Source organism: Okeania sp. SIO2C2 (genome assembly GCF_010692625.1).
GTDB lineage: Bacteria > Cyanobacteriota > Cyanobacteriia > Cyanobacteriales > Microcoleaceae > Okeania > Okeania hirsuta.
Genome location: NZ_JAAHGM010000014.1, coordinates 44,821 through 64,852, shown reverse-complemented (window position 1 = coordinate 64,852; position 20,032 = coordinate 44,821). Strand labels below are relative to the sequence as shown.

General features: G+C 35.5%; 13 protein-coding genes. 3 read left to right on the top strand and 10 right to left on the bottom strand.

The genetic code is table 11. From position 1 onward, the window contains the following. Positions 1-496: 496 nt before the first annotated feature. The 8 genes from F6K18_RS13965 to F6K18_RS13930 all read right to left on the bottom strand — a co-directional run bounded on the left by F6K18_RS13965 (position 497) and on the right by F6K18_RS13930 (position 13,497). A complete protein-coding gene (locus F6K18_RS13965) occupies positions 497-2,035 on the bottom strand; it encodes a carboxypeptidase M32 (RefSeq protein WP_287521632.1) in 1,539 nt (512 codons plus the stop codon). A gap of 522 nt (positions 2,036-2,557) precedes the next feature. After that, complete coding sequence (locus tag F6K18_RS13960) at positions 2,558-2,791, bottom strand: hypothetical protein (RefSeq protein ID WP_287521630.1); 234 nt, start codon at positions 2,789-2,791, stop codon at positions 2,558-2,560. A 688-nt stretch (positions 2,792-3,479) separates the two neighbouring features. Next, a complete protein-coding gene (locus tag F6K18_RS13955; RefSeq protein ID WP_287521628.1) occupies positions 3,480-6,080 on the bottom strand; it encodes a tetratricopeptide repeat protein in 2,601 nt (866 codons plus the stop codon). A gap of 671 nt (positions 6,081-6,751) precedes the next feature. Continuing rightward, on the bottom strand, positions 6,752-8,065 hold the full coding sequence (locus tag F6K18_RS13950) for an AAA family ATPase (RefSeq protein WP_287521626.1): 1,314 nt from the start codon (positions 8,063-8,065) through the stop codon (positions 6,752-6,754). Between the two features lie 636 nt (positions 8,066-8,701). Next, positions 8,702-9,229 (bottom strand): Ycf51 family protein, encoded by a 528-nt coding sequence (locus F6K18_RS13945; protein ID WP_124155654.1) that lies wholly within the window; start codon positions 9,227-9,229, stop codon positions 8,702-8,704. A 570-nt stretch (positions 9,230-9,799) separates the two neighbouring features. After that, entirely contained in the window at positions 9,800-10,858 is a 1,059-nt protein-coding gene (locus F6K18_RS13940; RefSeq protein WP_287521624.1) for an adenylate/guanylate cyclase domain-containing protein, read from the bottom strand. Beyond that, complete coding sequence (locus tag F6K18_RS13935) at positions 10,855-11,232, bottom strand: response regulator (RefSeq protein ID WP_124145811.1); 378 nt, start codon at positions 11,230-11,232, stop codon at positions 10,855-10,857. Before F6K18_RS13935 ends, F6K18_RS13940 begins: the two co-directional genes overlap by 4 nt. 1,155 nt (positions 11,233-12,387) lie before the next feature. Beyond that, on the bottom strand, positions 12,388-13,497 hold the full coding sequence (locus F6K18_RS13930) for an AI-2E family transporter (protein WP_287521622.1): 1,110 nt from the start codon (positions 13,495-13,497) through the stop codon (positions 12,388-12,390). 24 nt (positions 13,498-13,521) lie between these two features. Here F6K18_RS13930 and F6K18_RS13925 point away from each other — a divergent pair, with 24 nt between their 5' ends. After that, the gene (locus F6K18_RS13925) at positions 13,522-13,767 is read left to right on the top strand and encodes a hypothetical protein (RefSeq protein ID WP_287521620.1); all 246 of its coding nucleotides are present in this window, start codon (positions 13,522-13,524) and stop codon (positions 13,765-13,767) included. 219 nt (positions 13,768-13,986) lie between these two features. On the opposite strand, the gene cysS is transcribed toward F6K18_RS13925, so the two are convergent. Both cysS and F6K18_RS13915 read right to left on the bottom strand, forming a co-directional pair. Then, entirely contained in the window at positions 13,987-15,456 is a 1,470-nt protein-coding gene (gene cysS, locus F6K18_RS13920; RefSeq protein ID WP_287521619.1) for a cysteine--tRNA ligase, read from the bottom strand. Between the two features lie 1,030 nt (positions 15,457-16,486). Further along, positions 16,487-16,663: a hypothetical protein gene (locus tag F6K18_RS13915; protein ID WP_287521617.1), complete on the bottom strand. Its 177-nt coding sequence runs from the start codon at positions 16,661-16,663 to the stop codon at positions 16,487-16,489. 490 nt (positions 16,664-17,153) lie between these two features. On the opposite strand from F6K18_RS13915, the gene F6K18_RS13910 reads away from it, so the two are divergent. Then, positions 17,154-17,969 (top strand): sulfotransferase, encoded by an 816-nt coding sequence (locus F6K18_RS13910; protein WP_287521615.1) that lies wholly within the window; start codon positions 17,154-17,156, stop codon positions 17,967-17,969. A gap of 1,243 nt (positions 17,970-19,212) precedes the next feature. Continuing rightward, a complete protein-coding gene (locus F6K18_RS13905; RefSeq protein ID WP_287521613.1) occupies positions 19,213-19,521 on the top strand; it encodes a hypothetical protein in 309 nt (102 codons plus the stop codon). The last annotated feature ends 511 nt before the right edge of the window (positions 19,522-20,032 follow it).

Sequence of the window (20,032 nt, the reverse complement as noted above, 5' to 3'; positions counted from 1 at the left end):
TGAACAAAAAATAACATCTCAAGTCTCCCCTTCCCTCGGGTCCCGAAGGGAACGCCATATCCATGAGACCAAGAGAAAAGAGAATTCCGTATTTTCAAGCCTTCCTATTACAGGAGATACTGATAATTGATAACTGATAATTGAAGTGGCAACAAGGAACTGTAGAAAATATAGCGTTTCTCAGTAAGCGTGAGGTACTTTTATCATTTTCTTTGTGGGTTTAATACCCCACCGTCAACGGGGGTGTTCACGCATTACTTGGGGGAGCGTAGACGCGGAGCGGCAGGTCGTTGACTATCCCCATGTAATTTTCCTCCTGTCTCCTGTCTCCTGTCTCCTGTCTCCTTCTTCAACTTTCTTCCCTGTTGCCTGTTGCCTGTTGCCTGTTGCCTAAAGCAAACGAATGCGCGTACCTCACTCTTTTTGGGAATTGCTATATTTCGATTATTTCCAAAATAATTTTAACTTCAATTCCTTATTTTAAATTTGCTTTCCCTCAAGCAACAAGAGCTAATTTAACAGAATATATATCACTATACTTATTTTGAATGTAACGAATAAATGGGTCAATACTTAAAGGTTTACCTGTTACTCTGTCAATTAATTCTTTCGCAGTATATTTGCGACCATGTTGATAAATATTATGCTTTAACCATTGATGTAAAAGAGTAAAATTACCCCGTTCAATAGCAACAGTAACTTCTGGATTAAATTTCACTGCAGTTTCATAAACTTGAGCCGCAATTAAATTACCTAAAGTATAGCCTTGAAACATTCCGCCAATCATTTCACCATACCAATGCACATCTTGCATAACTCCCTCACTATCATTAGCAGGAACTATACCTAAATCTTTTTTATAGCGTTCATTCCAGGCTTCGGGAAGGTCACAAACAGCTAATTTCCCTTCTAACATGGCCAACTCTAGATCGAATCGAATCATTACATGGAGATTGTAGGTTACTTCGTCAGCATCAGTACGAATGAGTGACTTAACAACCTTATTAATAGCCTGATAAAATTCTGAAACAGAAACACAACTAAGCTGTTTGAGAAAAATACCCTGTAGTTGGGGATAAAAACATTCCCAAAAGCATCGACTACGAGCTACCATATTTTCCCATAATCGGGATTGACTTTCATGGATACCGCTTGAGGTTCCTTCAGCAAGGGGCGTTCCCTCTAATTCTAGGGCAATACCTTGCTCATAGAGAGCATGGCCTACTTCGTGGACTGTACTGAATAGAGCTTCGGTACAGTTATTTTCATACACGCGAGTGGTAATACGAACATCCCCAATTGAAAAGCTAGAAGTAAAGGGGTGGGGCGTTTCGTCTTGTCGGCCTCTTTGAAAGTCGAAGCCAATATGCTTTGTCACAGTACGTCCAAATTTAAGTTGTTGTTCTTTTGGATAATATTGGCGGAGGTAAAAATCATTGATAGGTGGGCCGGAGGTAATGGCTTCTACTATGGGTAATAATTTTTGGCGTAGTTCGCGAAACAGAGGGCGAAGTATGGAAACTGTCATGCCTTCGTCTACAAAGTCAATGAGAGGATCGGCAATATGTTTGTGAGGGAAAAAGCAAGCTAGTTCTCGACTTAGGTCTAATGTTTTTTCTAAATATGGTTGTACTAGGGAAAAGTTTTTGAGAGATTTGGCTTTGACCCATGCTTCGTAGGCGGTAGCTTGATGTTGGCAAAATTTGGCCATGAATTCTGAAGGGACTCGGATGGCGCGCTCGTAGTCTCGGCGAGTAACACGGATCAGGCTAGCTTCGGTGGAGTCGTAGGGGAGGCTTTGTTCGTAAGGGCGGAGGTCTTGGAGGAGTTGACCTATGGATGGGTCGGTAAATTTTTCATGGGCAAGTTCTTTGAGAGTGGCTATTTGTCGTCCTCTGGCAGAAGTGCCTCCGGTGGGCATATAGGTGGTTTGGTCCCAGTTTAGTATGGAGACGGCGGCTTCTAGGTCTCGTATTTGGATTAGACTGTTTTTGAGTTCTAGATATTTTGGTTCACAAGGACTGAGGGTTGACATGATGACTAGATGATATTAAAATTTTATATCTATTTAATGTTTTTACTTATTCGGTGGGGTATTATATATTAGCCAATCATCAGGAGTCTTTTAGTTAATTCTACTTAAGTATATGCAAGTTTTTAACAAAAAGCTTGGTCTAAAGCCTCCGTCATGCTCTTCACGGAAGTCAGAAGTTATAATTCATAAGTCAGAAGTTCAGTAGGGTGTGTGAGCGCGAGGGTAACGTACAATCCCACAGAAGGCGGTGGGTCATTTCAGTTATCAGTTAGCCTCCTAACGGAGGAACTGTGTTAACAGTAACTCTGCAATCAGGAGGTTTGGCATCAGGAATATTCTCTTTTTTTATCCCCTTAAAAGGGGAGACTTTAGACCACAATTTTTTGGTAAAGTTTTTATAGTGCTGCGCGCAGGCAACAGGTAACAGCTCCGGAAGGCAATAGAGGGAATAAATTGCCGATAATATAAGACTTTTAACTATTGGACACCTCCTGGAATTCGTAAATATGCCAGCGCACATTGCTATATCTGAGAATTTTCTAATAATTTTTCTGCATCTGCTAATAGTTTATTTCCCCACAGTTCTTTTTTGGGTAGTCCTGCATGGGTTTTGGTTGAAGATATATATTTTTTAATTTCTCCCATACTCCCCTCCAGGGAGGGGGAGGGGCGAGGGGTGGGTCCCCATCTCCCCACACACTCTCTACCATTACTATGCACCACCACCCTTTTTTGAGGCGTTGCAGATTTCCCCAACTTTTAGTAGGTTTGGTTGAGGTATGATATTCGGAACTTATCCGCAGCACAGAATATGTAGATAGAATTTTGTGTTGAGTTGCACTGTGGTTTAATACCAACTTGATCAATATTTGCTACAAATAACTAGGTTATTTCTTAGGAGTCAACCCACCCCTAACCCCTCCCAGGAGGGGAAGTTAGGAGGACCGAGTCAGAATAAATAGCTTTGATACTATTTATTAGGTAACAATTTATCTTTTTCATCCAATGGACATCTCCTATAAAGTCTTTTAATTGCTCTTATTATTCGTAACATTCTTTTCCCAAATTGGTTTAACCCAACCTACGACTACTTTTTCCTTTTTCAACAAGTAATATTGATCCCACATTCGGAACTTCAAGAGCGTATCATTAAAAGTAGTATATGAATCTGCAGCTTGGTAGGTATTTATACTATGCAAATCATCTCAATACTTTTTTCGTTCATCGATCTTCCGAGTAAAAAATTTACGCATAAATACTTGCTCTGATGATGACTCAATCACGGCAGCTATAATTTTCTTCTAAAATTCTGTCTCCAGTATAGCTGTCTCCTGACTCCTTCTTCGGTTGCTATATTTTGTGGTGCGGAATGTGGGATTGATGGTTTATTGTTGAGTTTTTGTTGCGGAATTATCTTTTGATTTTGAGTTTAATTCCCCGCCGTCTACAGGGTGTTTATAATTGGTTGGGGTTTGAGTTCCCATCCATTTTTTCTTCTTGCTTCTTTCTTCTTGCTTCTTTCTTCTTCAACTGTCTGAGATAGTAATATTTTTATCTGAGGATTTTCTAATAATTTTTCTGCATCTGCTAATAGTTTATCGCTCCAATTTTCTTTTTTGAGCCGTTGCAGGTTTCCCCAACTTTTGTCTAATTTTAATGCTGTTTCTGCTATTGTTAAACCTGCTGAAATTTCACCTTTTTTATACAATGCAACTCCTATTGCTAATTGAAGTTCTACATTTTGGTTATTTATTTCAATTGCAGTTTGCCAGTTTTTTATAGCTTCATCTATCTTTCCCATTTCATATTTAACTAAGCCAAGGTAAATAATATAATTTTCATCGTCTGGTTGAATTTCTAGAGCTTTTTCAAAAGCAGCTATTGCTTGTTGATACAGTTTTAATTGTAAAAAGGTATTACCCTTACCAGACCAAGCATAATGAAAGTCTGGTTGAATTTCTAGAGCTTTTTCAAAAGCAGCTAATGCCTGTTCATATCTTTCTAAATTTTCTAATGCAATGCCTTTATTATACCAAGCATAATGAGAGTCTGGTCGAATTTCTAGAGCTTTTTCGTAAGCAGCAACTGCCTGTTCATATCTTTCTAAATTTTCTAATGCAATGCCTTTATTATGCCAAGTATGATAATAGTCTGGTCGAATTTCTAGAGCTTTTTCGTAAGCAGCTAATGCCTGTTCATATCTTTCTAAATTTTCTAATGCAATGCCTTTATTATGCCAAGTATGATAATAGTCTGGTCGAATTTCTAGAGCTTTTTCGTAAGCAGCTAATGCCTGTTCATATCTTTCTAAATTTTCTAATGCAATGCCTTTACCATTCCAAGCATAATGAAAGTCTGGTCGAATTTCTAGAGCTTTTTCAAAAGCAGCAAGTGCCTGTTCATATCTTTCTAAATTTTCTAATGCAATGCCTTTGCCAGACCAAGCATGATAATAGTCTGGTCGAATTTCTAGAGCTTTTTCGTAAGCAGCAACTGCCTGTTCATATCTTTCTAAATTTTCTAATGCAATGCCTTTACCAGACCAAGCATGATAATAGTCTGGTCGAATTTCTAGAGCTTTTTCGTAAGCAGCAACTGCCTGTTCATATCTTTCTAAATTTCTCAGTGTATCACCTTTGTTTCTCCAAGCATGATAATAGTCTAGTCGAATTTCTAGAGCTTTTTCGTAAGCAGCAACTGCCTGTTCATATCTTTCTAAATTTCTCAGTGCAATGCCTTTATTATGCCAAGCATAATGAGAGTATGGTCGAATTTCTAGAGCTTTTTCGTAAGCAGCTAATGCCTGTTCATATCTTTCTAAATTTTCTAATGCAATGCCTTTGTTTCTCAAAGCATAATAATAGTCTGGTTGAATTTCTAGAGCTTTTTCAAAAGCAGCTAATGCCTGTTCATATTTTTCTAAATAAAACAGTGCAACGCCTTTACCATACCAAGCATAATAATAGTCTGGTCGAATTTCTAGAGCTTTTTCGTAAGCAGCAACTGCCTGTTCATATCTTTCTAAATTTCTCAGTGCATTGCCTTTACCATACCAAGCATAATAATAGTCTGGTTGAATTTCTAGAGCTTTTTCAAAAGCAGCTAATGCCTGTTCATATTTTTCTAAATAAAACATTGCAACGCCTTTACCATACCAAGTATAATAATAGTCTGGTTGAATTTCTAGAGCTTTTTCGTAAGCAGCTAATGCCTGTTCATATCTTTCTAAATTTCTCAGTGCATTGCCTTTATTATTCCAAGCTTCATAATTATTGGCTTGAATTTTTAATGCTTCATCACAAGCTAATATTGCTTCTTCATTGTGCTGAAACTTTCTATCCAATAAAGCCTTTCTAACTAACAAATTAGCTTTTTGTTCAACAGGAACTCTCTGATCATCAAGCAAACTTTTAATTCTCAACCATACATACTTACACTCTTGCCAGGTAAACTCTTTATAATCATCTAATTCTTTTGCACAAACTTCTAAACATTCCTGTCGTAAATATTCCTCATTCATAGGAAACAGAAATAACCCAGAACGCCAATCAAAAAAATCTGGGGCACGTTTAATCAAGTAATCTACAGCAAATCTTGGTAACAGAAACACAAAGCAAATATCAAAATCATCCCTAAATCTTTCTCGCTGCTGATTCAAATTAATCAAAACAGGAGGGACTCCCCTTCTACTAATAGAAATAATCTCATTACTATCCCAACCCCTTTCTTTCATCTCCTCCTCATATTGATAGAGAGAATATTCCAAACCAGTCACAAATAAAACATCAATCTCTGCTAAATTGGGCAAATCTTTTACCAGACTATAAAAATTATAAGTGGTCTTATCCAAACGCAAAACTTCTACCCTTTCTTGGGGAATATCCTGCCGAATTTTTTCAATAATTTCCGTTCCCTGTGGAGGCGAACATTCTACAAACAATAAACCAAAACCTTCAATAAACCCGACAACATTCAATAGGTCTTGATATTCCTCTGCAAAAGTTGACTGTAAATCTTCTTCCCAAACAACTTTTTCTCCTTTCATTGCAGCAACTCCTTATAGTAGTTTTCATTAACATAAAATATAGAGATTTTGGCTTAAAGGCAGAAGGCAGAAGGCAGAGGGCAGAAGTTTTGTAATCTACTTTTGTAAAAACCGCTATAAATTAGAGAAATCCTGTGATGAAAAATTCTCTGGTGGGTAAAAATTAATTTATTTGAGTATCGCATTTCTCATCAAGATGAAGTACATTTATGATCGCCCTAAATCCCCCTTGAAAAGCTATCCATTACCCACATCTTTCTTAACATAAAGCTTGACTTTAGAGACGAGTTATGGGTAAGTCTTGGCTCGGCTTTTTCGGGAGAAAAAATGTATTTTTCCATACTTTTTTTTGACAACTTCAGTAGTTTTACTTAGCTACTATGATTTTTTCTCCCTTCTCCCCTGCTCCCTGCTCCCCTGCTCCCCACAAGGGTTTCAAGACTTATGGGTAAGGGATAGCTTTTTAAGGGGGGCGAGGGAGGAATCTAAAACTGTACTTCATAAATTAGAGAAGTGCTATAACCTTTACCCATCCTAATTTTTTATCAAAATAATTATGTCTAAAACCCTGCCTTGATTGACTAAATATTTTTGGAGGATTGCTCAAAATCTCCATTACAAAAATAACTTCTAACTTCCGACTTCTGACTGCTGACTTCTTTAAAGCTTAATTACAACAACTCCTTAAATTCCCGAACTCCTTTAATTAAAGGATTAACATCATACCAAGTTTGCTTTTCTCCCTCTTCATCTAAGAAAGTATATTCCAGCAAACAACGATTAAACAATAAATCCCGGTGTTGCTGATTATTTAATATACTTTTAGAACGAAAAACATTAACTAATATTTGCCATTCTTCTTGTTGAACCGATCTTTTATAAGGAAGTCTTGCCTCCGTAATAGCTCTTTGTACTACTTTGGCAGAAATCGGTAATTTACCCCCGGCACGTTTAATTACACTTTGCATTAATAACATTAAATCCCGGACATGACCCCCACTCATTAAACAAAATCTATCTAAAACTTCTCGACTTTCAAATACATCCGTTTCTAAAGATAAATCTGGATTAACTTCACTAACTCGTCTATCAATAATTTCCCTAATTTTAGCGACTCCCAAATCGTAAACTTCCCCCTCTGGAGTCTCCACCATAATCATTGGTAAAACCTGTGGGTCGTCATATTCAATTTTGAGATTTGGTGCTTGATTAGAATAGACCATTGAAATAGGAATTGTATAAATTGTATGACAATCTAAACCCTTCAATTGAGCGCTGCGGTCTACAAAAATTTCATCGTGATTGCTACGTCCGTCCGGCTGAACAATTGGCACAATTCGGTCTAAACTATCAGCAATTATTACCAGTTCAGAACCAGAACTAAGTTTCTTTTTACCATCACGAATAAAACTATTCAGAGCCTCAATTAAACTTTCAGTATAAGGATTAATTTTGTCTCTAATTTTTCTTCTTAATGTTGGTTCCGCTCTAATATTTGCTGTAAGTTTAGCGTACTGACTAATTTGTGATTGAACTGCCAAACTTTCCAAAGATATTTCCGTATTTGCTAAATCTTTTAAATCTCCCCACCGCCCTTTTAACCAATCAAGTAAAGGCTGAGGATTAGCCTGTTTCAAATGTTCTAATAAGTGTCTTGTACAAGCCAACAAAATATCAGCATATTCTGTATCTTCTGGATTAATATCCTGTTCATCAGCAGCGAAATAAACAATAAAATATCCGTTATTTTCGAGATGTTCTTTCAATCGTAAAAGTTCCGTTGATTTACCTGCACCTCGATGTCCGGCATAAAGTTGATAGGTATTATTATCAGATAATTTAATATTTTCAGCTAAGTCTATAATAACATCTCCATCCCCGCGAACTTCCCGACAATCAACATATACTGGACTACCAGGTTTCAAAGGTTCAAAAGGCTTAAAAGCATTGAATAATCTTTTTAATAAATCTCCCTGTTTTACCATCTGTTAAAAATCTCCTTAAATTAGCAGAAAGAAGAAGGAAGAGGGAAGAGGGAAGAAGGAAGAAAGAAGAGGGAAGAGGGAAGAGGGAAGAGGGAAGAGGGAAGAGGGAAAAATCTTATATCAAATTCACTTTAAATATTTCACAAATAGTTTCAAACTTTAAATGTTAAATAATTTTATGAAATTACTGCATAATTAAAGTTTTGAGCTGATCAAATCTTACTTTTGACTTTTGACTTATAACTTCCATTAACTTCCTTGAAAGGGTATTACGTTATCTGAGTTTTAAGCTGTCTATCTGTCCTAACCTTTCCTTAGACTGTTAAGTTTTAGACAGCATTTTCCCCAACATTGATTGACAACTGTGGTTGAATAACCTTTTTAATAATTATTAGTTAGTAGTGTGTTAATTATTAATGTTTTTACTTCTCCCCACACTCCCCTACCTTTTAACTCTCACTTTCCAAATTTTGACTCTGATATAGCAATGTGCGCTGGCATATTTACACATTGCAGGAGGTGTCCAATAGCTAAAAGTATTATATGATAAGCTTTTTATTCCCCCTGTTGCCTGTTGCCTCTCTTGGTGCGCATTCCCTTGCGACTGGCGTCGTCGCGGGGTCGCACCGCTGTTGCCTATTGCCTGCGTGCAGCGCCATAACTTTCCAACTTTGCCAAAATTTCTGGAAATATTTTAATATCTAGATTTTCATCTTCCCGTTGAGAAAGAGAACGTTTGACTTCCCCTAAATAAAGCGGTTCTGAAACTCCCGCTTCAGGATGAATAATTGTTCTAATTCTAATAGTTAATTGACCACTTCCACCCAGGCGACCAGGAGAAAATAAATCTCCAGCAGCTTGCTTTATTGTTGCTGTTAATTCTGACTCTGTAATAGTATTAGGAACAGCTATTACCGTTTGAGTTGCGCCATTATCATAAACCAATGAATATGGAACTGCTCCCGGAATTTCTACACGAGTAAATAATCCTAAACTTAAACCAAATAAACCAGCAGTTAACACCCCCATAAAACCTGTTACTCCGACTAATCTAAATCTAAATCCCCATTTGGAAATAAAGCCAATAATTGTCAGAATAAAAAATCCAATAGTAGCAATACCAAACCATTTAGCACCAATCAGTATTTCTGTAGTTGATAACATTTTTTCTAGTTTATTTTTTGGTTGACAATTATATTTTATAGTAATTAGTCGCTAATTAGTAAGCTGCTCAATTTTTGATAGTATTTCTTAAATAGTCAGAAAGTAAAGCTTAATTTTAATTTCTGTTTCCTGTTATAGCAGAAGGAAGAAGGAAGAAAAAATAAGGAAGAAGTAAAAATCCTACGTTGTCTGAGTTTTAAGTTGTCGATCTGTCCTAACCTTTCCTTCGACTGGTATACCTAAAAGTCACAAACTACTGTCAACATTAATTGCCAATGCATAACAATTATCATGCATTAATGCTACACTCTAGATTAAACTTCAATTATTAAATAATTAATATAGGTTGAATAACCTTTTGAATAATTATTAGCTAGTGCCACTACGCGGAAGTTAAAAGCGAGTGCGTAATTCTGAGGAAACCTCAGAATGTAAGACGCACTCAAGACAGTCAAAAGTTAAAACTCAAAAGTATTTATTTGTAATTGTTTTTACTACTACCCATCACCCCATCTCCCCATCTCCCCATCTCCCCATCTTCCCATCTCAAGAAAATATTGTTGAACTATTTCACTCCTTTCTACCCAGAAGTATATAAGTCCTCATATTACCCTTACCCTTAATATCAATTACTCCTCGTTCCTCAAATCTGTATTTGTCAGCTAAACAATCATAAGTGGCCTGGGCAACTTGAATCACACCAGGTATACCGTGAGACTCCATCCGGTGGGCTGTATTTACTGTATCGCCCCAAAGGTCATAGGCAAATTTTTTTGTCCCAATAACTCCTGCTTCTACTGCTCCTGTATTAATACCAATACGAACTTGCAAAGACTTACCTTCTTTTGTAGAAATCTCCTGGATTTTGGTTAACATTTCAAGGGCCATATCTGCGATCGCCTCTGCATGGTCCTCTTTTGGAACTGGTAGTCCACCCACTATCATGTAGGCATCACCAATAGTTTTGATTTTCTCTAGTCCATACTTGTCCGCCAATTCATCAAAAGCAGAAAAAATACTATTGAGTAACTCTACCAGTTCGGCGGGAGATAAGTTGGCCGATATTTTGGTAAACCCTACCAAATCTGCAAATAAAACTGTTACTTCATTAAAGCTATCGGCGATAGTTTCCTCTCCCTGCTTTAAGCGTTGGGCAATTGCTTCAGGTAAAATATTTAATAGCAACCTTTCTGACTTTTGTTTTTCCTCAGCCAATTCCTTTAAATAGGCCCGTTCCTGGTCCCGAAATGTTTTCTTCTCTAAACAAGCATTAATTCTCGCCTTTAGCAGTGTAGGGTTAAAAGGCTTGGACAAATAATCTTCTGCTCCCAATTCGATACAACGGACTATACTATCAATATCGTCCACTGCTGAAATCATAATTACTGGGATATGCCGTAGTTTAGGGTCAGACTTAAGAGTTTCGAGGACTTCATAACCGTTCATTTGTGGCATCATAATATCTAGTAGTACCAAGTCAAACGGTTGGGACTGTATTATTTCTAGAGCTTGAAACCCATTAATCGCAGCAGTGACTAAATGCCTTTCTCGTTTAAGTCGTCGTACTAAAAGCTCTCGGTTGACTTGATTATCATCTACAACCAGTATCTTTCCCTGGCCATGCTTCATTTCCTTGGTTCTTTACCTGTAAGATTTTTGATCTTGTCTAATAATCTGGGAAGTTCTACTGGTTTTGTATCATAATCATTGCATCCAGCAGCAATACATTTTTCTCGGTCTCCTGCCATAGCATGGGCGGTCATTGCTATTATGGGAATATGGCTAGTTTCTGAGTTATCTTTAATTTTTTTTGCTGCTTGCCACCCATCTAAAACTGGCAAACTCATATCCATTAAAATTAAATCTGGTAATTTTGATTTAGACATCTCGACACCTTCAATTCCATCAACAGCAATAATTACCTCAAAACCTCTACGCGTTAGACGCCTAGACAACATGTCCCGGTTCATTTCATTGTCTTCAACTAAGAGAATCTTCACCATTTTTTTCCTTCTTTGTGAAATAATATCGGCATTCCACATGCCTCGAAATTTTCTTGAACAGAGTTACATTTTTTTTCTGCGGGAGAAGGATACCAAAAACTATTTATTACCCCTGATTTTCCCTAGTTAAGAGCTTTCTTGTTATCACAATATAGAACTATACATAATTATTCAGAGAGCAAAATACTTTCTTGACCACATCCTTGTCAATCTTTGCTACTTTTATATTATATTACTTGCTATACTTAAAATTTGTGGATTGATCGTCTTGACTATCTTCATAAATATGTTTAATACTATATGGCAAACAAAATATATAGTCATTTAAGTTTAGATTGAGAAAAGCATTTCTTGCCTTGAAAGACTTTCAGCCTAAAAAGTGTTTCATTTTTATTTGAAATTACTATAGTATTTCAATTATATAGCAATCCTAAATGATTTGTAAAACTTTCTTACTCTGTGTAAAAAGTATGAAAGTCTTACTCATATTTAAGGATCTACTAATTCTCAGATATTTTCTGCACAACCGCTACGAGGAGTGCTGGTATAGGAAGAGCTAAATTTATGGGTAGTCCGAAAGACTTAAGGATATTGGTTAGTATATTCCTTGAATTGAATTTTTAGGAGTAAAAATTCAAAAATTATTACTTGTTTAGCACTACCAATTTATGAATTTTAAATCCCCATAGTTAATATAGCAATTCCCAAAAAGCGTGAGGTACAAAATTCGTTTGTTTTAGGTAGGGACATTGCATGCAACGTCCGTAGGTTCTAGCAGGGTCATTTCATTCTAGATTTTGACAATGAATTTATTGATTTTCAGACAGCGAAAGATAAATTTCCTCAAGCTGTAAATAATGTGGTTTCGTCAATACATAAAATGGCACAGTTTAGAATAAAACAGCCCTGAGGTGCTAGGGAGTAGGGAGTAGTAATTCGGGAAACTAAGGAATAGCGGTAGGACCCCGGATCGGCGACAAATGTTACCAATTTTTTGGAAATATCAACTAAAGTTAAAAGTTAGCAGATTTTAGAAAGTTTGTTGATAGTTAATTTGCGCTCTTTTCAGATTGATTGTCTGAAAGAATCATCAGCTACAGCCATAATTTTTATCTATCAAACTACAACCTATTACTTAACACCTCAAAACTCAAATCAAGAAGTCATGGGTGGTGAATTATGATCGCCATTATTTGTAACTAGAGGCTGCATATTTTCTGCTTCTAATTTAGGTTTTAAATATAAATTTTCTACCAAAGCAGCACCTCCAGCGAACCAAGGTGGAACAATCAAAGCGCCGATAATTCCTAATAATTGAATCCCCACTAAAACTGATAGTAATTGATATAAAGGATGTACTCCAACAGAGGAACCAACCAGTAAAGGATCGAGTACATAAGTTTCCACATTTTGGATAATATAATACAAAATTATTACCCACAAAAATAACCATCCACCTTTAGCAATAGCAACAATTAAAGCCGGGATAGCACCTAAAAATGGACCAATAAAAGGTATTAAGTTTGTAACAGAAGCTATTGCTCCTAAACCTAGGGAAAAATCTTTCAATCCTAAAAATCCTAAACCAGTGGTAGTTGCTATACCTAAAATGGCAGAAACTATGATACGCCCTCTAATATAACCTCCCATTCTTTGACTAACAGGAAAAGCTTGATTTTCTAGTCTTTTATCCCAAGGTTGAGGAAAAAGTTTTACTAAACCATTAATCAAGGTTTTGCTATCTGCTAACATATAACCTGAAATAAATAAAGCTAATATTAAACTAACTACTCCTCCCAATACACCTTTAGTTAAACTATAAGAACGTAGTAATAATTGTTGACTAGAACGAATTACCCAACTGGCGACAGATTTAGTATCAAAAACTTGATTAATCCAATCAGGAGGACTTTGATTTAAAGAACTTACAAAATCCTCAAAAATATCGCTGATACTTTCAGAAAATAATGGTAATTGGCGTAAGAGTTTTTCTATTTGATCTAATACTGGTGGACCAATAGTTAAAGCTACACTTATCAATCCAGAAATGAGGGTTAAATAAACTATAATTACCCCTAACCAACGGGGGAATTTCATTTTTTCTGTGATGTTTACTAATGGTGAAATTGATGCAGCTAAAATTACTGCCACCATTAAAAGTACAATTAGACTTCGCACTTGCCATAGCAGAATTAGTAGTAAAAAACTGCTAATAATTAATACGATATTAGATAGGGAAATAGAAATCCTTTGTTCGGGTTTCATATTAATAATTTGTTGAGTAAAAATTTGACATTAGTCTGGCTTAGTTTTAGCTGTATAGCAGGCAACAGGCAACAGGCAACAGTGAGAAAAGTATTTCTCTGTCTTACGGTTCATCATCAACATCAGTCAAACACCAACTTGTTCCTTGTTGTAAATACAGTAGATTCCATATTCCATTTGAAGAAGGAGACAGGAGACAGGAGACAGGAGACAGGAGGAAAATTACATGGGGATTCGCTCCCCCAAGTAATGCGTGAACACCCCCGTTGACGGTGGGGTATTAAACCCACAAAGAAAATGATAAATGTGGAACAGTAGTTCAGAGTCCAAATAAATAATGAAAGCTGATTTAACAAGATACTCAGGATTAGAAAAACTATATTCTTTCCTACCCTACTCCCTACTCCCTACTCCCTACTCCCTACTCCCTACTCCCTACTCCCTAATCCCTACTGTATTTCATAAACCACCGAATAAGCTGTAAATTAACTAATTTCGATGCCAGCGCGTTACACCACCAGGTTGGTCTATTAGTTTAATACCTTGACTTTGCAGTTCATCTCTAATGCGGTCTGCTTCAGAATAATTCTTAGCTTTTTTTGCTGCTAAACGTTGCTGAATTAAAGACTCAATTTCAGCATCACTTAAACCTCCCATTTCACCATTAATTTCTGGATCTGGTTGAAATTCTAAACCTAATACTTGTGACAACTTTACAAGAGTTATCCATTGTTTTTGTAATTCCTCTAAAGATGTTTCAGTTTGACCTTCATGTACTAATATATTGCCCTCTCGACGTAACTCCTTAGCTAATTCAAATAAAACAGCTAAAGCACCAGGAGTATTAATATCATCATCCATTGCTTTCTGAAATTGTTCGACTTGAGAAATTAATAAATTTGTCTTTTCAGATAATACTTTTTCTGGCGTTTCCCATCCCAACTGAGAACCATATTGATAAGCAAATAATATACCTTCCTTAATCGTATTCCAACCATTTTCCGCAGAAGCGATCGCTTCAGGGGTAAAATCAATAGGTTTTCGATATTGGGCAGTCAAAACAAACATTCTTACAGCCATTGGGTCTACAGGTTTGTCTAACAAATCCCGAATCGTGGTAAAATTACCGAGGGACTTTGACATTTTTTCCCCATTAATTGTGACAAAGCCATTATGTAACCAATATTTAGCTAAAGACTTTCCAGTTACTGCTTCCGACTGGGCAACTTCATTTTCATGATGAGGAAAAATTAAGTCCGCCCCACCACCATGAATATCAATAGTCTCTCCTAAACACTCTCGCACCATTGCAGAACATTCAATATGCCAACCTGGTCTTCCTTGTCCCCAGGGAGAATTCCATGCAGGTTCCCCCGGTTTTGCTGCTTTCCATAAGGCAAAATCAAATGGGTCTTTCTTTTTAGAGGTCTCTAAATTTTCTCCTCCAACTCTGCCACTTGCACCAGCTTGCATTTCCTCCAAACGACGGCCAGATAATTTCCCATATTCGGTAAATTCCCGCACCTGATAATAGACATCCCCTCCCGCAGAATAGGCAAAACCTTTTTTTTCCAAGTCGTTGATTAACTGCTGAATTCCATCTATTGTCTGAGTTGCCCGAGGATATTCGTCTGCTTCTAGCACATTCAACCGTTTCATATCCTCAAAATAAGTCTCAGTGAAGCGATCGGCCACCGACTCCATAGAAGTACCTGTTTCTCTGGCCCGATTAAGGATTTTATCATCTATATCAGTAAAATTTTGCACATATCGTACCTGATAGCCCCGCCACATTAGATATCGACGTATTATGTCCCAGGCAATATACGAACGAGCATGGCCCAAATGGCAGTAGTCGTATACTGTAACACCACAGCAGTACATTTTAACTTTGCCTGGTTCTAGGGATTCAAAATTTTCTTGGCGACGAGTCAGGGTATTGTATAGTTTCAGGGTCATAAGGTAATTTCAACAAGTTTTTTCTAATTCTAAATTATCAGGAGAATAGCTGTTTTTGATTTTGGCGTTAATTTAATTATTAATTTTTAATCTTCACAATTATTTTCATGGTAAATCTGCCTGTCAAAAGATGTTTTTTTCAAGTATACTTAAATGTTCTGTTTTTCACCTTACTTGATGCATTGATTTGTTATTTGTAAAAATTAGATGATATGTAAGAACTGATTTGTAAACTTAGCTAAAACTCTTATGTCATCTAAATCTCAGAAATTTAGGTATGATTGGGCTATAACTTCAAAAACCTTTGTATTGCCAGGAATTCAGCCTGTTAATATTTACTTGATAAATTAGCTCTAAATAGTTGATAATAATATTCACTCAGATTAATAATTTTGAGAATAATTAGTTTAGTTGTAGTTCGGTTTCTACTTCTGACTTACCTTGGATTGCCTAGACAATTTAAGTGCTGAAGCAAAATTAATTAGCTAATTTTATTCTCTGTAATTTTTACAGCATCATATTTGGTAGTGCATCAGTAAAGTGTGGGATAAGTAATCAAGTCATTCCAGTTCCAAGGAGCGATGTAGTTATGCTAGGTTTCGATATGCACGAACATGGGCATTATGAATCAAATTTGTATTTTTTTGCACGTCCATAACAGCAGCAGAATTTCTTGTGCCAATTCATGCACATTATCGCTATTCATCCAGAAATCAACTGATAATAAGAATATGTTAAGAAGACAAAAAACAATACTCAATCAAGCAAAAAAACTCCCACATTTTCTTTATGCACAACCTCATATTTTTAGCTTTAGAGTATGTGTAATTAATTTTGTATGACTACTTTAATACTTAAAATATGATGACTATGGTAATAAGCATTCAGCTATCATACCAGTTTGATATCAGGTTGCATAGAATGATGAAATTCATTAATTGCTACTATCTTTATTTACGCGTATCTGCGGTCAATTCTGCTTGAAATATTATTCTATAGAACCCATTTGAGATCTATATAATTATGGTAGTCAAGTCTTTTCGCGCATCAATTTTGAGGAAAAATCATCAGCAAGGAGTTGAATTTTTTGTATTATCTCTGCCCACATCTTCCCTCTTCCCTCTTCCCTCTTCCCTTTTCCCTTTTCCCTTTTCCCTCTTGACTCCTGTCTCCTGACTCCTAGATAAAAAAACTTGGTATTTATCAAGATACCAAATGGGTTCTATACAGCTTCATTTCAATTTGGTATCAGCTATTGATGAGAGGAAGAGGTAAAAGTAATTGAAAAATTTAGAGAGAATTAAAAGTTACTGCCAAAGTATGCTACTTCAACTTTAGAAGGAATTATTTATTAGAGTTGTCGCTAAATAGATAGAAAAAATCGCTCAAATTAAGACACAGTAGTAATTCCATACGTTTTGCACTGGAAATTGCTAAAATCCTTACATGATAAGGGTTTAGCAGTTTTTTATAGTTATAAAGCGACAAGTCTATTATTTGCTGTTTGCGTAGCATCCCGCAGGGAAGTGCTGACTACTAAGAGCTATTTGCGCAGCATTCCGCAGGAAATACTTACCTATGGTATAGTCTTAATTTAATAATTTCACCGCTTGCATAGAATACTTTAAAAGTCTAGCTAGTCCATAGAAATTATCGACCTTTGACGATATTAATGTTTAGTTAAATATAATTCAAATATGATTTCACAATTTAAGTATCATCTCAGAAATACAATTACATTAAGATACTTTAGCCCAATATTTTCTGGGAATTTATTTTTTATTTTTGGTTGTCAAAGAAGTGGTACAACCTTATTACTATCCATTCTTAATGCACATCCTCAAATTACTTGTATAGACGAAACAGAATTTCCTAGTCCATATCCTTTTCCCTCAGCTCAAAGACTAGCAGTTAATCAGATTAACCATCATTATTCATGTTTTAAGATCCTAGAGCATTCTCATAAACTAGATTTCTTAAAAAGATTTTATCCTAATTCAAAAATAATATGGCCGATTAGAAATCCTCATAGCACTATTTCTTCGATGCTCAATCTAGTTAATTCACAAGGAGATTGGATCGATCGATGTGTTATAAAAGAAATAGAAAGACTCAAACCTTTTTTTGGTAAAGAGTTAGAAAATTGGTATCTATCTCAATTATCTAAAGTTGAATTAGCTGGAATTTATTGGTTATATAAAAACCAATACCCGATTTTGCTCAAGAATCATGGATTTGATGTTTTAGAGTCTAAATATGAAGATCTAATCCAAAATACAAAAGAAACATTAGCGAAAATAACTAATTTTTTGGAAATTGAATGGAGTGATGATTTACTGAATTTTTATCAAAAAAATCCTGGTAAATATTTGGCAGGAGGAACCAGGACTGACAGACCTATTAATACAACGAGAGCTAGCAATTTACAGGGAAAACTAAATGCTGAAGAAATACAGAAAATCAATGTAATTTGTCAGCCTGTAATGCAGAAATATAGCTATACAGAACTTTAAGAAAAATTTTCGATCTATAACTGGTGTCTAATTGCCAAAATTAGTAATATTGTTTTAAGTTGATTTGTTTTAATTTTAGGCTTTTTTTTATTGGCTTAACAAATATATTAATATCTACAATTAGACAGTAGTAATATTGTTTGGTAAATACCTTGATTTATCGGGATATAAACGTAATAATTCAGCTATTAGCGGTCGTCTATTACTATTGAATTTGACCTCAATTTATCAATGGCTTTTACCGACTACAAGGCAATAGCTGAATACTGAATGCTTACATATAAAAGTCAAGGGAGTGTACTTTAATAGTAAAGTTTAAGGCGTTGCTTAAATGTAAAAATGTAATGGTAAGTAGCTGAAGGTAAAATTGAAAAACTTATGTTTTGCGTTGATAGTTAATCTAAAAATTATGACCACTCAGCAACATCAAGTTTAATTTTGCCTCAATTTATCAATGGCTTTTACCGACTACAAAGCAATAGCTGAATGCTCAATGCTTACATATCAACTCTAAAAAATACTGCTTATTGAGGGCGACCCGGAAAAGTATTCACACATTTATGTTTTAATCAAATCAAATTAGGTTATAAGCTAATGACTAACTCAAATTCTGGCGTTTTTTACGTTGCTGCAGGCAAAAAAATATGTTGATGAAGCTTGGGATTCTGCTAAAAGTTTAAAAAAGATTAATCCATCTATAAAAATCTCTCTAGTGCAGGATGGCGGAAATAACTAACCAGTTAAAAAAGGTTCAAAAGCTTGTACAATAACCTTTCTTCCCTTCTGCCTTCTGCTATCCTAGATAACTAAAGCTATCCTAGATAACTAAAGCTATCCTGCCTTCTGCCTTTTTGCACTAGCTTGTAATCAAAACCCTGAAGATAAAGATTTATTCGACCAAATTATTCGAGTAGATAAACAAGTAACCTGTAAAAATGAAGGATTATTATTCAAGGTAAAACATTTATATTTTTTATCACCTTATGAAAAAACTATTTTTGCTGATACAGATACTTTTTTTGCCAGTGATTGTGAAAATGGATTTGACATTTTAGAATATTTCGATCTTGCCCTAGTTCCTGCTCCAGTTGATACTTTCTATCCAATTTTAGAATCAGGTCAAAAAGTTTCTTGTAAACCATTAAATACAGGGGTAATTCTTTTTAAAAAAAATGAAGCAAACGATCGGTTATTTAAAGAATGGATTGACCTCTATACAAGTAAGCTTTTATCTAATAGTAATTTGCGAGAAAGTGACCAAACATCTTTCGCACAAGTTTTACTCAATTCCTCTTCAAGAATGTACCCTTTGCCTAGTGAATGGAATGCTAGATTTTGTTTTATTAACGCCTTTGCTGAACCAGTTAAAATTCTTCATGGTTATTCCCGGAATATAGAAAATATTGCTTATTTAATTAACTTAAATGGTAATAAACATAGAGTTTGGATTCCCCATCTGAAAAGATGTATTGTCTTTAAACCTTATACTTGGAAACATTATTTAGGTCGGTTACTGGGAAAATTGGGAATAATGAAAACAAAAAAGGCGTGAATGTTTATAATTTCTCGTCAGCAAACTTAAATAATTGAAGAAGGCAGAAGGCATTTATGCTGAAGGCATAAGGTCTAATACCATTTCTCAAAAACTTTTCAACCCGTATCTTGAGTATGGGACCTACCCCTAGCCCCTCCCAGGAGGGGAAGTAAACACAAGAATAATTAACATTTAGCTTGGCTAAAATTAGTAAAAAAAATGTTCTATTTTTTTTAATTACTTAATAACTGAAGTGTTACCTAAGTATAGCATTAATGCATGGGAATTGGTATCATTCCTTATGGATATTCTTCCACAGGTCACGCCCCTATCTTATAACCCCAAACAATTTTAAGCACCCCTGTTAACTGTGGGGTATTAAACCCACAAAAGAAAATATAAATAATTAACACATTAAGTGGTTAATAATTATCAAAAAGGTCATTCTACCTGTATTAATTACTTACTTAATAATTTTCTCACCTAAGAAAAGCATTCTTTTTTCACCCTTAGTATAAGAGGCAGTATT